This window comes from Dietzia massiliensis (assembly GCF_018390595.1).
In the GTDB taxonomy this organism is placed as follows: Bacteria; Actinomycetota; Actinomycetes; order Mycobacteriales; family Mycobacteriaceae; genus Dietzia; species Dietzia massiliensis.
Genome location: NZ_JAHBAV010000014.1, coordinates 55,763 through 69,602, shown reverse-complemented (window position 1 = coordinate 69,602; position 13,840 = coordinate 55,763). Strand labels below are relative to the sequence as shown.

General features: G+C 72.7%; 15 protein-coding genes. 12 read left to right on the top strand and 3 right to left on the bottom strand.

Annotated elements, in window-relative coordinates; translation table 11 throughout:
- The 4 genes from dacB to KHA85_RS06005 all read left to right on the top strand — a co-directional run.
- Window positions 1–1,364: D-alanyl-D-alanine carboxypeptidase/D-alanyl-D-alanine endopeptidase (gene dacB / locus KHA85_RS06020; protein ID WP_236885251.1), on the top strand; the 1,364-nt coding region annotated here is incomplete at its 5' end.
- A gap of 5 nt (window positions 1,365–1,369) precedes the next feature.
- Window positions 1,370–2,374, top strand: coding sequence for a tRNA lysidine(34) synthetase TilS (gene tilS / locus KHA85_RS06015; RefSeq protein WP_308936873.1), 1,005 nt, complete (start codon window positions 1,370–1,372; stop codon window positions 2,372–2,374).
- Window positions 2,375–2,932: a hypoxanthine phosphoribosyltransferase gene (gene hpt, locus KHA85_RS06010; protein ID WP_213185133.1), complete on the top strand. Its 558-nt coding sequence runs from the start codon at window positions 2,375–2,377 to the stop codon at window positions 2,930–2,932.
- Between the two features lie 87 nt (window positions 2,933–3,019).
- Window positions 3,020–4,555, top strand: a complete 1,536-nt coding sequence (locus tag KHA85_RS06005) for an acyl-CoA synthetase (RefSeq protein ID WP_213185132.1) — start codon at window positions 3,020–3,022, stop codon at window positions 4,553–4,555.
- 307 nt (window positions 4,556–4,862) lie between these two features.
- Here KHA85_RS06005 and KHA85_RS06000 read toward each other — a convergent pair whose 3' ends face one another.
- Window positions 4,863–5,042, bottom strand: a complete 180-nt coding sequence (locus KHA85_RS06000; RefSeq protein WP_213185131.1) for a hypothetical protein — start codon at window positions 5,040–5,042, stop codon at window positions 4,863–4,865.
- Window positions 5,043–5,258: 216 nt separating this feature from the next.
- Window positions 5,259–5,423 (bottom strand): hypothetical protein, encoded by a 165-nt coding sequence (locus KHA85_RS05995; protein ID WP_213185130.1) that lies wholly within the window; start codon window positions 5,421–5,423, stop codon window positions 5,259–5,261.
- A 183-nt stretch (window positions 5,424–5,606) separates the two neighbouring features.
- Here KHA85_RS05995 and KHA85_RS05990 point away from each other — a divergent pair, with 183 nt between their 5' ends.
- Together KHA85_RS05990 and KHA85_RS05985 are read left to right on the top strand one after the other, a co-directional pair.
- Window positions 5,607–6,494 carry a sigma-70 family RNA polymerase sigma factor gene (locus KHA85_RS05990; protein WP_308936872.1) on the top strand — a complete coding sequence of 296 codons (888 nt, stop codon included), beginning with the start codon at window positions 5,607–5,609 and terminating at the stop codon, window positions 6,492–6,494.
- Window positions 6,495–6,627: 133 nt separating this feature from the next.
- Entirely contained in the window at window positions 6,628–6,864 is a 237-nt protein-coding gene (locus KHA85_RS05985; protein WP_213185129.1) for a DUF1059 domain-containing protein, read from the top strand.
- 33 nt (window positions 6,865–6,897) lie between these two features.
- On the opposite strand, the gene KHA85_RS05980 is transcribed toward KHA85_RS05985, so the two are convergent.
- On the bottom strand, window positions 6,898–8,259 hold the full coding sequence (locus KHA85_RS05980; protein ID WP_308936871.1) for an amidase: 1,362 nt from the start codon (window positions 8,257–8,259) through the stop codon (window positions 6,898–6,900).
- A gap of 152 nt (window positions 8,260–8,411) precedes the next feature.
- On the opposite strand from KHA85_RS05980, the gene ftsH reads away from it, so the two are divergent.
- The 6 genes from ftsH to KHA85_RS05950 are packed head-to-tail and all read left to right on the top strand — an operon-like array spanning window position 8,412 to window position 13,801.
- Entirely contained in the window at window positions 8,412–10,889 is a 2,478-nt protein-coding gene (gene ftsH, locus KHA85_RS05975) for an ATP-dependent zinc metalloprotease FtsH (RefSeq protein ID WP_213185127.1), read from the top strand.
- Window positions 10,890–10,922: 33 nt separating this feature from the next.
- Window positions 10,923–11,546: a GTP cyclohydrolase I FolE gene (folE, locus tag KHA85_RS05970; RefSeq protein WP_061227480.1), complete on the top strand. Its 624-nt coding sequence runs from the start codon at window positions 10,923–10,925 to the stop codon at window positions 11,544–11,546.
- Window positions 11,543–12,406, top strand: a complete 864-nt coding sequence (gene folP / locus KHA85_RS05965) for a dihydropteroate synthase (RefSeq protein ID WP_438802042.1) — start codon at window positions 11,543–11,545, stop codon at window positions 12,404–12,406. Before folE ends, folP begins: the two co-directional genes overlap by 4 nt.
- A complete protein-coding gene (gene folB / locus KHA85_RS05960) occupies window positions 12,406–12,801 on the top strand; it encodes a dihydroneopterin aldolase (protein WP_213185126.1) in 396 nt (131 codons plus the stop codon). The genes folP and folB overlap by 1 nt, the downstream gene beginning before the upstream one ends.
- Window positions 12,798–13,328 (top strand): 2-amino-4-hydroxy-6-hydroxymethyldihydropteridine diphosphokinase, encoded by a 531-nt coding sequence (gene folK / locus KHA85_RS05955; RefSeq protein WP_213185125.1) that lies wholly within the window; start codon window positions 12,798–12,800, stop codon window positions 13,326–13,328. Before folB ends, folK begins: the two co-directional genes overlap by 4 nt.
- Window positions 13,325–13,801, top strand: a complete 477-nt coding sequence (locus KHA85_RS05950) for a DUF3180 domain-containing protein (protein ID WP_213185124.1) — start codon at window positions 13,325–13,327, stop codon at window positions 13,799–13,801. Before folK ends, KHA85_RS05950 begins: the two co-directional genes overlap by 4 nt.
- Window positions 13,802–13,840 lie beyond the last annotated feature (39 nt).

The following is a 13,840-nucleotide window of genomic DNA, read 5'->3' as shown; positions in this document are numbered from 1 at the left end:
GGCTCGTGTGGCGGGCGGGGGGCGTGCTCGTCGTCGTCGCCGTCCTCGTCGCCGGGCTCGTGGCGGCGGCTCTGGGCACCGACGTCGACCAGCGCGGCGCGATCATCGGTGAGGCCACCTCTGACACCGCGGACGAGGTCGACCCCGGGCTGCTCCCGGCCGACGGCTCGGCACCGATGCCGGATCCGGCCGCCCTCGAGCGGATCCTCGGCCCCCTCGCGGCCGCGCCGGCGGTGGGAGACCTCACCGCCAGTGTGGTCGACGACGCCACCGGCCAGGTGCTGTGGGAGCGCCGCCCGCGGGACCCGAAGGTCCCCGCCTCCACCACCAAGCTGCTCACGGCGGTCGCCGCGCTCACCCGGCTGCCCGGTGACGCCCGCGTCGACACGGTCCTGGCGCGCGGCGCCGAGGCCGGCACGCTCGTCGTGGTCCCCGGTGGCGACCCGACCATGTCCCGCGGCGACGAGCCCGGCCCGCTGTTCCCCGATTCGGCCACGCTCGCCGAGGCCGCCGAGATCGTCCGCACCTCTGATCTGGCGCCCACGCGCATCGTGGTCGATCCGGGCCCCTACACCGGCCCCGACCTGGGGCCGGGCTGGTCTCCGGCGGAGATCCCGGCGGGCAACATCGCGCCGATCGAGGCGTGGATGCTCGACGCCGGCCGCCTCGACCCCGCCGACGAGTACTCGCCGCGTTCCACCGACCCCGCGCTCGCCGCCGGCCGTGCGCTCGCCCGCGAACTGGGCGTCGACCCCGAGCGCGTGAAGGTCGCCACCGAGCGGGTCGAGACGACCGACGAACTGGGTCGGGTGTCGTCGGCCGAGCTCACCGAGCGGGTCCGTTCGATGCTCGTCTACTCCGACAACGTGCTGGCCGAGACGATCTGCCGCGAGGTCGCCCTGGCCCGCGACCCCGACAGCCCGGCCGACTTCGCCGCCGGCACCGCCGCGGTCGTGGACACGCTCGCCGAACGCGGCCTCGACATGTCCGGGGTCCGCCTCGACGACTGCTCCGGCATGAGTCCGGGCAACCGGCTCTCCGCGGCGGTGCTCACCGACGTCCTGCGGACCGCCGCCGCGCCCGACGCGACCCGCGAGATGCGCGATCTGCTCGACACGCTGCCCGTGGCCGCCGGCTCGGGCACCCTGCTCGACCGTTTCAGCGGCCCGTCCTCCTCGGGGGCGGGGTGGGTGCGCGCGAAGACCGGCACGCTGGCCGGCACGAGCGCCCTCGCCGGCACCGTGACCAGCGCCGACGGCCGCTCGATGAGCTTCGCCCTGCTGTCGTCGGGGACCGAGCCCGCCGTCGCCCGCCCGGTGTTGGACCGGATCGCCGCGGCGCTGCGCGACTGTGGGTGCAGGTAGCGGCCGTGGCCGGCGACTGGACCGGCGCCGCGTGGACGGTGCGCGCCGCGGTGCGGGCGTTCCGGCGCGCCCACCCCGAGGTCGGTGACGAGGTGTGCGTCGCCCTGTCGGGGGGCGCCGACTCGCTGGCCCTGACCGCCGCGGCCGCCGCCGAGTTCGCCGACGTGACGGCCCTCGTGGTGGACCACGGGTTGCAGCCCGGGTCCGACGAGGTCGCCCGTCGCGCGGCCGCCGCGGCCCGCGGGCTCGGGGTGGCCGCGGAGGTCCTCGTCGTCGTCGTCGACCAGAGGGGTTCCGGCCCCGAGGCCGCCGCCCGCACCGCGCGGTACGCCGCGCTCGACGCCGCGCGCCGCGACCGACCCGTCCTGCTCGCCCACACCCTCGACGACCAGGCCGAAACCGTTCTGCTCGGCCTGGGGCGCGGCTCCGGCGCGCGGTCGTTGCGCGGGATGGCCGCGTGGGACGCGCCGTGGGGCCGCCCCCTCCTCGGCGTGCGCGCCGCCGACACCCGCGCCGCCTGCCGCGGCCTCGGCCTGACCTGGTGGGACGATCCGCACAACACCGACCCCGCCTACACACGCGTGCGGGTGCGCCACGAGGTACTGCCGCTGCTCGAGGACGTCCTGGGCGGTGGGGTCGCCGAGGGACTGGCGCGCACCGCGGAACTGGTGAGGGTCGACGACGACGAGCTCGACCGCCTCGCCCAGGCCGTTCCCGTCGGCGACGACGGCGCACTGGACGTGAGCCGACTGGAGCGGTTGTCGACCGCAGTGCTCACCCGGGTCCTGCGTCGCTGGCTGCTGTCCCGGGGGGTCACCTCCCCGACGTACGCACACCTGACAGCGGTGGCCGCGCTCGTCACGGACTGGCGCGGACAGGGCGGCGTCGCGGTCGGCGGCAGCGGACCCGCCGGGGCGCGCGGGGTGGGCCCGACGGCCAGGTTGGTCGCCCGGCGCCGACATGGAAAGCTGGTGGTGGAGAACGAGCGGGCGAGTGGAGCGGGGACGTAGATGACCACGGACAAGTACGCGGACGAGATCGAGTCCGTACTCCTCGATGAAGACGCGATCCGGGAGCGGATCGCCGAGATGGCCGCCACCGTCGGCGAGCGCTACGCGGACGTCGAGAAGGAGGTCGTGTTGATCGCCGTCCTCAAGGGCGCCGCGATCTTCGTGTCCGACTTCGCGCGGGCCCTGCCGATCCCGTCCGAGATGGAGTTCATGGCCGTGAGCTCCTACGGCTCGTCCACCAGCTCCTCGGGCGTCGTGCGGATCCTCAAGGACCTGGACCGCGACATCGCCGGCCGCGACGTCCTCATCGTCGAGGACATCATCGACTCCGGCCTCACCCTGTCGTGGCTCATGCGGAACCTGCGCACCCGGAACCCGCGGTCGCTGGAGATCGTCACCCTGCTGCGCAAGCCCGACGCGGTGAAGGCCGATCTCGACATCCTCGAGATCGGCTTCGACATCCCCAACGAGTTCGTGGTGGGCTACGGCCTGGACTTCGCCGAGCGCTACCGCGATCTGCCGTACATCGGCAAGCTGCACCCGCGCATGTACTCCTGACCTGCGGCGGAGCTGCGGCCGCCGGTGGCCCGCGGAGTGCGATCCGAAGCCGTGACGCAGGTCACACGGCGGGGTTACGCTCTGGACATGTATCCAGGAACCTTCGCCGCCGCCACCCCGGACAAGCCCGCCGTGATCCGTCCCGCGACGGGTGAGCAGATCACCTACGCCGAGCTGGAGGCCCGCTCGGCCCAGCTCGCACACCTCCTGGTCGACGACTGGGGGCTGCGCCCCGGCGAGACGATCGCCGTGGTCTCGGACAACACGCTCGAGATGGTCGAGATATATTGGGCGGCCCTGCGGACCGGCCTGTACATCGCCGCGATCAACCATCACCTGACCCCGGACGAGTCCTCGTACATCATCGGCGACTGCGGTGCCCGCGCCCTGTTCGTCTCGGCGCCGGTCGCCGATCACGTCGACCTGACCCCGGAGGCCCACCCGGGCGTCGAGCACCGGGTGGTGTTCGGCGGCGCGCTCGACGGGTTCGACGACTACCGGTCGCTGCTCGAGGGCGAGTCGACCGAGCCTCCGGCGGATCAGCCGCGCGGTCACGACTTCCTCTACTCGTCGGGCACCACGGGCCGGCCCAAGGGCGTCCGCGTGGACCCGCCGGAGGGGCAGATCGACGAGGTGGCCGACCACTACACGCCGGTCTTCAGCTTCCTCTACGGCTTCGACGCGGACAGCGTCTACCTGTGCCCGGCGCCGCTGTACCACGCGGCCCCGCTGCGCTTCTGCGGCGTGGTCAACTCCGTCGGCGGGACTGTGATCCTCATGGACCGCTTCGACGCTGAGGAGGCGCTGCGACTCATCGAGGCCTACAAGGTAACGCATTCGCAGTGGGTGCCGACGATGTTCGTGCGCATGCTCAAGCTGCCGGAGGAGACCCGCGCGAAGTACGACCTGTCGAGCCTGACCCACGCCATCCACGCCGCCGCGCCGTGTCCGCCCGAGGTCAAGCGCCGCATGATCGAGTGGTGGGGGCCGGTGATTCACGAGTACTACTCGGCGACCGAAGGGATGGGCATCACGTTCATCAACTCGCAGGAGGCGCTCGAGCGTCCCGGATCGGTGGGGCGCGACGGGCTCAAGGGCATCGCCCACATCTGCGACGACGAGGGCAACGAGCTCCCGGCCGGCGAGATCGGCACCATCTACTGGCAGAACGACGAGGGCGGCTTCGCCTATCACGGTGACCCGGAGAAGACGGCGTCCGTGCGCCACCCAGACCATCCCACCTGGGCGACCTTCGGCGACGTCGGCTACCTCGACGAGGACCGGTTCCTCTATCTCACGGACCGCAAGGCGTTCACCATTATCTCCGGCGGCGTGAATATCTACCCGCAGGAGATCGAGAACGCGCTGGTCCTGCATCCGGCTGTCGAGGACGTCGCCGTGATCGGACTGCCGGACGAGGAGATGGGGGAGCGGGTCCACGCCGTGGTCGTGCCCGCGGCGGACCGCGCGGACGACCCGGGGCTCGCGGAGGAGATCCTCGACTCCCTGCGGGGGAAGATCTCCGACTTCAAGATCCCGCGCGGCCTCGATCTCGTCGACGAGTTGCCCCGGACGCCCACCGGAAAGCTGGTCAAGCGCCGGATCGTGCAGCAGTACGTCTGACGCGGGACCGGCGGCGCCGGTGGACGGTGTCGCCGGGGACTGTGGCGGAGCTCTCGGACGGTGTGCGGGAACAGATCTGGCACCGTCGTGGTTCTACTGGGCGGATCGGGATGCGGCAGTGTCCCCCGGGCTCAATCACACAGCCCTCGCGGAGTTCCGTTCGGCTGGAGCCGCGTTGCGCACCTCGCCGTGAGGCGACCCTGCTTCCCGGTCCGCCCACTTCACAGACACACGAGAGAAGCCGCCGACCCCCGGTCGGCGGCTTCTCTGGTGTGTGTGGCGCTGCTGCCTCTGGTGCTGCTTCCCCTCAGTCCAGGGGGCTGCCGTTGTGCAGGCTCGCGGTCAGGTCGAGCGACGTGTCGAAGCCGACCATGTCCGCCACCCACAGCGCGAATGCCGGAATGCCGGTGAAGAAGTCGACGAGAGCCGACCCTGAGTCGATGGCGAAATGGCTGGACCCTTCGGCGAATACAGAGAGGCTGCCCATGGCTTTGCCCTTCCTTCTCGGACGAGGGGCAGGCCGCCGAGGACCTTCTCCCCGGAACACCAAGACCTTATAAAGTGATATAAACCACTATCTTCCCCTCGCGAAAGATGATGCGCTGCTTATGTGTGCTCGTCAAGGGGGCAATTTACGGGGGTAAGGAATCGCTCATCGTGGCCCCGTCTGAAAGAGAGCTGCGGTTAGCGGAGCCGCGGGTCGTCAGTCGGCGACGCTGGCCACCAGGTCGACGGCTATGCCGTCGAGCAGCGCGGCGAGGAAGGTCAGCGCCAGCGACGGCAGGCTCGTCCCCATGTCGGCGAGAGTGGAGCCCGAGTCGAGTGCGAACTCGGCGGATCCGGCGGCGAGCGTGGCGAGACTTCTCATTGTTCGTCCTTTTCTGTCGACGGCTCCCCGTCACGGGACGGCCGGTCTGTGGTGGGCGGCGCCGGCGTGACCCGGCTGATGGCGACGGAAGAACAGCGTCGTCTCCGTGGCCGGTCTCATCATCGCCGGATGTTGCCGACCGGACCGGCGCTTTGACGGTTTTTCTTTATGGTGGGAGCGTGCGTGGGTGAGAGGGTGACGGGCGTGGACGTGGTGACGAGCTTCGAGCGCGAGCGGCCCCGTCTCGTCCGGATCGCCGGGCGCCTCCTGGGGGACCACGCGGAGGCCGAGGACATCGTCCAGCTGGCCTGGCTACGCCTCGCCCGCGCGGACGATGCGGCCATCGACTCACTGCCCGCCTGGCTCACGACCGTCGTCACGCGATTGTGCCTGGACCGGCTCAAGGCGGCTGTGCCGCGACCGCTCGAACCCGGCGACCCGGAACACCCCGACCGCGCCTCCCTCGACCGCGCCTCCGCCGACCCGGGCCCCTCCGAGGAGGCGGTGCTCGCGGACTCGATGGGTGCGGCGCTGCATGTCGTCCTCGACCGCCTGACCCCGTCGGAGCGGGTGGCCTTCGTCCTGCACGACCTGTTCTCGGTCGAGTTCGCCACCGTCGCTGACATCCTCGACTGTCTCCCGGCCACGGCGCGCAAACTGGCGTCGAGGGCCCGCGCGAAGATCACGGGGGCGGGCGACACCGGCGAGCAGGCGGACTGGCTCGTCGTCGACGCCTTCCTCGCCGCGGCCAGGCACGGCGAGTTCACCCGCCTCCTCGAGCTCCTCGCGCCGGACGTCGTCGTCACCGGCGACCCGGTCGCCGTTCGCGTGGGCACCCCGTCGCGCATCGCCGGTCGCGACGCCGTGGCGGAGTTCTTCAACGGCGCGGCCGCCGCGGCGCTGCCCGTCTTCGTCCAAAACAGACCGGGCGCGGCGTGGTTCGACCGCGGCGAGGCCCGGGTGGCGTTCGACTTCCTGGTCACCGACGGGCTGGTCCGCCGGATCGACTTCCGCGCGGACCCCGACGTGCTCGCCGGGCTGCGCCGGCGCCGGGGCGGCGACCGGAGGTGAGCGCCGGCGACGAGGCGGGGTGAGCGGCGGCGAGATGGGCCGAGCGCCGCGGTCACATCCGGGGCGCGCCGCTCGTCAACGAGGTGAGGTGGTGCGATCCGCGACCGCCACGACCCGAGAGGACGGATGCCACATGAAGACGATGACCTGCAAGGACCTGGGCGGGCCCTGCGGCCTGGCGCACCGCGGCGAGACGGCGGACGACGTGATCAGCGCCCAGGACGCCCACCTCAAGGAGCGCGTCCGGGCCGGCGACGAGGCGCACGTGCCGGCGCGGGAGGACATGAAGTGCAGGTGGCGTCGGCCCCGGCAGCCGCCGGGGTGGTACCGCGATGTCAGGAAGCGCTTCGCCGACCTGCCGGAGGACTGAGCTTCAGGAGGCGGGGCGTCTGAAGGCGGGGCGTCAGGAGGCGCCGGCCCCGCCCGTGGTCCGTTCGCTGACGGCCGCCCGCTCGATGACGGCCGCGAGGGCGAGCAGCGTCGCCTCGGAGCCGGGGCGCGCCACCAGCTGGACCGAGGTGGGCAGGGTCCGTCCCGCCGGGGTGGTGGTGCTGCCGCACGGCACGGAGAGCGCGGGCCAGCCCAGGACGTTCGCCAGCGGCGTGAAGGGCGAGAACCGCATGGAGGCCCACAGGGAGCGCCCCCAGGATCGCCGGTGCCAGTCGGTTGCCTCGGGCGGGACGTCGGCCAGCGCCGGGGTCAACCACACGTCGACCCCGGCGCTGTCCATGGCGCGCTCGACGTCCGCGCGGAGCGCGCGGACGCCGCGGTTCCAGCGGGTGTCACCGTCGCCGGCGCCGCCGCGCCGGAACACGGTGCGGCCCAGCAGGGCGTGGTGTCGGGTGCGACGCTCCATCGCCGAGAGGGGGAGGTTCTCCTCCTCGGCGGCACGCGCCACGGCGGAGGTCCACCGCGCCAGGTAGAGGACCGGGTCGCGCGGGGACGGCAGGGAGGTGTCGACGACGACGAGGCCCTCGGCGCGCAGCAGTGAGGCGGCTTCCCGCGCCGCGCGAACCCAGGGTGCGTGAACGCGCACGAGATCGCGGCCCAGCCGTATCGGGCTGGCGACGGACAGGCCGACGCGGGTCCCGCCAGGCACGGGCCCGGTGCGGGCGAACTCCGGGCGGCCCGCCATGACCGACAGGGCGAGCGCGACGTCCCCGACCGTCCGGGCCAGCGGACCGGATTCGGCCAGGCCGCCCCAGTTGTCCCCGGACAGGCGCGTCGGCACGACCCCGGGCCCGGGCTTGATGGTGACGATTCCGCAGGCCGCGGCGGGGATGCGCAGCGAGCCCATTCCGTCGTCACCCACCGCGAGAGGCACCATGCCGGAGGCGACGGCCGCGGCCGAGCCGCCCGAGGATCCCCCGGCGGACAGCGACGTGTCCCGGGGGTTGCGGGTGATGCCGTGGGCGTCGGAATCGGTCATCCCCCATGTGCACAGCTGTGGGACGGCGGTGACGCCGACCGGGACGGCGCCGGCCGCCAGCAGGGGGGTCACCACGGGGTTGTCGAGGGTGACCGTGCTCTTGATCGCCAGCGGGACCCCCGCCAGCGGGAGTCGCGCGCGGGCCTCCGGTGTCCCGGCGTCGACGGCGGCGCCCGCCGCCCGGCCGTCCGCCCGCAGCAGGGTGGTGAAGGCGCGCAGTGACGGGTTCAGATCGGCGACCCGGTCGAAGGCGGCGTCGAGGGTCTCCAGCGCGCCGGCGACGCCGGTGCGCACGGCCTCCGCGGTGGCGGTCGCGGACGAGGGGTCGGTGGTCACGGCCCCGATCGTACGACGGCGGGGGTGTGCGCCCGTGGCGATCATCGGGGTGGGGTGTCGGTGCCGGCGGGTAGCCTGGGGCGATACCGACGACGTCGGGCGCACGACCGGGCCCTCCGACCGGCTGGGCCGTCCTTCCACACGAGGACCGAATGGAACGCAAGAGCAACACCGTCTTCCGCAACGTCGCGATCGCGGGCGTGATCATCCTGGCGATCGTCGGGTTCTCGTTCTTCGCGAACGACGACCGCGGCTTCGCCGAGGTCGACACCTCGGTGGCGTTGGCCCAGGTCGACGCGGGCAACGTCAGGGAAGCGCTGATCGAGGACCGGGAGCAGCAGCTGCGGCTCACGCTCGAGAACCCGATTACGCCCGAGGAGGGTGCGGAGGAGACCGATCAGCTCCTCGCCAAGTACCCGGAGCGGGCCGCGGATCAGATCTTCGACCGGGTGGCCGCCGCGGAGCCGGAGAAGTACGACACCGCGGTCACCCAGCAGGGCTTCCTGTCGCAGATGCTGTCGTTCCTGCTGCCCATGCTCATCCTGTTCGGGCTGCTGTTCTTCTTCATGTCGCGGATGCAGGGCGGCAAGGGTGGACTGTTCGGGGTGGGCAAGTCGCGCGCCGTCGAGTTCACCAAGGACATGCCCCAGACCACGTTCGCGGACGTCGCGGGCGAGGACGAGGCGGTCGAGGAACTCAACGAGATCAAGGACTTCCTGCAGAACCCGGCGCGATACGAGCGCCTCGGCGCCAAGATCCCGCGCGGTGTCCTGCTGTACGGCCCGCCCGGCACCGGTAAGACCCTGCTCGCGCGCGCCGTCGCGGGCGAGGCCGGGGTGCCGTTCTACTCCATCTCCGGTTCGGACTTCGTCGAGATGTTCGTCGGTGTCGGCGCCTCGCGTGTGCGTGACCTGTTCGAGAAGGCCAAGCAGAACGCGCCCTGCATCGTGTTCGTCGACGAGATCGACGCCGTGGGCCGGCACCGCGGGTCGGGCACCGGCGGAGGCCACGACGAGCGCGAGCAGACCCTCAACCAGCTCCTCGTGGAGATGGACGGGTTCGACGACCGTTCGACCGTCATCCTCATCGCCGCCACCAACCGGCCGGACGTCCTGGACCCGGCGCTGCTGCGCCCGGGCCGGTTCGACCGTCAGGTCCCGGTGACCAATCCGGACCTCAAGGGCCGTGAGGCGATCCTCGCCGTCCACTCGGTCGGCAAGCCGCTGGCGGCGGACGTCGACATGACCTCGCTGGCCCGCCGCACGATCGGCATGTCGGGTGCGGATCTGGCCAACGTGCTCAACGAGGGAGCGCTGCTGGCGGCGCGACTGGGTCGCGACGAGATCGACATCGAGATCCTCGAAGAGGCCACGGATCGTGTGGTGGGCGGCCCGCGTCGCAAGCACCGGGTGATCAGTGAGCACGAGAAGAAGGTCACCGCCTACCACGAGTCGGGACACGCCCTGGCCGCGTGGGCGATGGAGGACCTCGAGCCCGTCCACAAGGTCACCATTCTCGCCCGCGGCCGCACCGGCGGCCACGCCCTCGTGGTCCCCGAGGACGACAAGTCGTTGATGACGCGCGCCGACATGATCGCGAGGATCGTCATGGCGATGGGCGGTCGCGCCGCCGAGGAGTACATCTTCGGCGAGCCCACGTCGGGGGCCAGTTCGGACATCGAGCAGGCCACCCGCATCGCCCGCACGATGGTCGCCGAGTACGGCATGAGCGCCAAGCTCGGCGCCGTGAAGTACGGCGGCGAGGGCGGGGACCCGTTCCTCGGTCGCGGCGGCTCCGCGGCGGGGGAGTACTCGCCCGAGGTCGCCAAGATCATCGACGACGAGGTCCGCCGGATCATCGACGCCGCCCACACCGAGGCGTGGCAGGTGCTGGAGACCAACCGCGACATCCTCGACGCGGTCGCGGGCGAGTTGCTCGAGAAGGAGACCCTGCGCCAGGACGATCTCGAGAGGCTCTTCGCCGGCGTGGTCAAGCGCCCGCGGATCACCGAGTTCGACGACTTCGGTGGCCGCATCCCGTCGACGCGGCCGCCCATCAAGACCCCGGGCGAGTTGGCGAAGGAGCGCGGCGAGCCGTGGCCCCCGCCGGTGACCGACCCGTTCGCGATGCCGGTCCTGCCGACCGGTCGCGATGCGGGTGACCGCGCTTCGGACGGCGACCCCCGGACCCACGAACGGCCGGGCGACGAGCGCACCGGCGTCGGCGCCTCCGCCGGTGTGCCCCTCGGCCCGGGGGGGTCCACCGACCGCGGTCAGGGGTCGTCCGGCATCCCCGCCTACGGGACGCCGCCGCCCCCGGGCTGGTCGGCGCCGGGCTGGCCGCCGCGCCAGCCCGCCCACAACGGTGACCACGGGCCGAGTGGGGCGGAGACCACGCGTCTGCCCGCCGCGCCGGTGACGGGTCGACCCACCGACGGATGGGGCGGCCCCGAGGGCGGCGACCGTCGCGAGCGCCCCGCCGAGCCGTCTAACCGCGCCTGGTCCCGGGCGGGGGACGGCGAGACGGACGACGCCCCCCGCGGCACCGGCCCCGACGTCCCCGGCGGTGGTTCACACCGCCGCGAGGACAAGGACCCCGACTGGCAACCGCCGTGGGAACGTGAGGACTGACCGCCACGGCCGCTTGGTGCGAGAAGAGGATTGATGACGACCCCTGACCACCTACCCCCCGCCGACGCGCGCTCGATGCCCACGGGGGAGGTCTTCGACGCCGCCCGTGCGGAGGCCGCTGTCCGTGAGCTGCTGATCGCCGTCGGTGAGGACCCGGACCGCGAGGGCCTGCAGGACACGCCCGCCCGGGTCGCGAGGGCCTACCGCGAGGTGTTCGCCGGCCTGTACACGGACCCCTCCGAGGTGCTGTCCCGCACCTTCGACGAGGACCACCGCGAGCTCGTGCTGGTACGTGACATCCCCATCTACTCGACGTGCGAGCACCATCTCGTCCCGTTCCACGGGGTCGCCCACATCGGCTACATCCCCGGGCAGTCGGGCGCGGTGACGGGCCTGAGCAAGCTCGCCCGCCTCGTAGACCTCTACGCAAAGCGACCCCAGGTGCAGGAGCGCCTCACCAGCCAGGTCGCCGACGCGTTGGTCGACAAGCTCGACCCCTCCGGCGTGCTCGTGGTGATCGAGTGCGAGCACCTGTGCATGTCCATGCGCGGGATCCGCAAGGCGGGCGCGGTCACCACGACGTCGGCCGTCCGCGGGATCATGCGGTCCAACGCCTCCACGAGGGCGGAGGCGCTCGGCCTCCTGCGCGGAACGTGAGCACGCCAGGTCGGCTGCCCCGCCCGGCGCACTGCGCGGTGATGGGGGTCCTCAACGTCACGGCGGACTCCTTCTCCGACGGTGGGCGGCATCTCGCGTTCGACGACGCGGTCTCGCACGCCCGGCGGATGGTCTCCGAGGGCGCGGACCTCGTCGACATCGGCGGCGAGTCCACCCGGCCCGGCGCGCTGCGGGTCGAGGAGTCCGACGAGGAACAGCGCGTCGTGCCGCTCGTCCGCGAGGTCTCCGGGTTCGCGCCGGTCTCGGTGGACACCATGCGTTCCCGGGTCGCCGCCCGCGCGATGGAGGAGGGCGCGGCGATCATCAACGACGTCTCCGGCGGGCTCGCCGATCCTGACATGCTCCGGGTGGTCGCCGAGAACCGGAGATCGATCATCCTCATGCACTGGGTCTCCCCGGACGAGTACCGGGCCGGTGCCGGTGGCCGCGCCGACTACGGCGATGACGTCGTCGGCGCGGTGCGCGACCACCTGGCCCGCCGGGCCGACGCCGCCCTCGCGGCGGGGATCGACGCCGCGGACGTCGTCCTCGACCCCGGGCTGGGCTTCGCCAAGAACGCGGAGGACAACTGGGCTCTGCTGCACGGGCTCGACCGGCTCGTCGATCTCGGGTTCCCGGTCCTCGTGGCCGCCTCCCGCAAACGCTTCCTCGGCTCTCTCCTGTCGGAGCCCGACGGGCGGCCCCGCGCGGTGACCGGCCGGGACCCGGCGACGGCGGCGATCACCGCGCTCTCGGCCGCCGCCGGTGCATGGGCGGTGCGCGTCCACGACGTCGCCCCCAGCGCGGACGCGGTGCGGGTCGCCGCCGCGTGGGCGGCCGGACGCGCGGGGGCTCACTGATGACCGACCGCATCGAACTCCGCGGGCTGCGGGTGCGGGGCACGCACGGGGTCTTCGACCGCGAGAAGCGGGACGGCCAGGACTTCCTCGTGGATCTGGTCCTGTGGACCGACTTCACCGCCGCGGTCGCCTCCGACGACCTGGCCGACACGGTCGACTACGGCGCACTCGCGCTGTTCGCACGTGATGTCGTCGCCGGGCCGTCCTGCGACCTCATCGAGACGGTGGCCTCGCGGATCGCCGACGGCGTCATGGAGATGGCCCCCGACGCCCACGCGGTGGAGGTGACGCTGCACAAGCCGCAGGCCCCCATCCCGGCCGAGTTCGCCGACGTCGCCGTCGTGGCACGGCGCTCCCGCGGCGGCGGGAGCCACCACGAGCGGGGCGAGCGGTGAGCTGCCGGGCGGTGCTGTCGATCGGCGGGAACCGGGGCGACGCCCTCGGGCTCCTGCGGGGTGTCGTGGACGCCGCGGCCGCCGACGGGATCCTCCGCGCGGCGTCGTCGGTCTACGCCACCCCGCCGTGGGGCGGCGTCGAGCAGGACGACTTCCTCAACGCCGCTCTCGTCGTGGAGCATCCCGGCACTCCGGCCGACGTTCTCGAGTGGGGCTTCGCCCGCGAGCGCGCGGCCGGTCGCACCCGCGAGGTGCGGTGGGGGCCGAGGACCCTGGACGTGGACGTGGTGACCGCCGACGTCGACGGCGAGACCGTGGTCTCCGACGATCCGATCCTCACCCTTCCCCACGCGCGCGCGGCCGAGCGCGCCTTCGTGCTCGTACCGTGGCTGGAGATCGATCCCGAGGCCCGCCTGGCCGACGTTCCCGTCACCGACCACCTCGCGGCGCTCGACCCGGCGGATGTCTCCGCGGTACGGCGGCTTCCCGGGACCCTCGCCCCTCGGGGCCGGGTGGCGCCGTCATGACGCGGGTGTCCAGATCGACGCTCGCGTTGGTGGCGCTCGTCGCGGCGGTGGCCGCCTACGTCCTCGTCGACGCGTTCCTGGGATCCATGCCGCCGATCGGCTTCGGCTGGGTGACGCTGCTGGTCGTCGCGGCTGTCGACGTCCTGTTGGCCCTCCGCATCCGCGCGGCGATCTCGGACGGCGGCGTCGGGCAGGACCGTAGTCAGATGCACCCGCTCACGATCGCCCGGTGCGCGGCGCTGGGGCAGGCCTCGGCGGTGCTCGGGGCGGCCACCGGTGGGTTCGGGGCGGGACTGGCCCTGTTCTTCCTCCCGCGCCTGGGCGAGCTGGCGGCCGCGGCGGCGGAACTCCCCGCGTCTCTCGCCGTCCTGGTGTCCGGGGCGGTCCTGGTGGGGGCCGGCCTGTTCCTGGAGTCGGCGTGTGAGACCCCTCCCGACGACGACGAGAACGGCGGGCTGGCCGAACCCGCCTGAGCCCGCCTCGCGGGACCGGCGGGTGAGATCCCGCGTGGA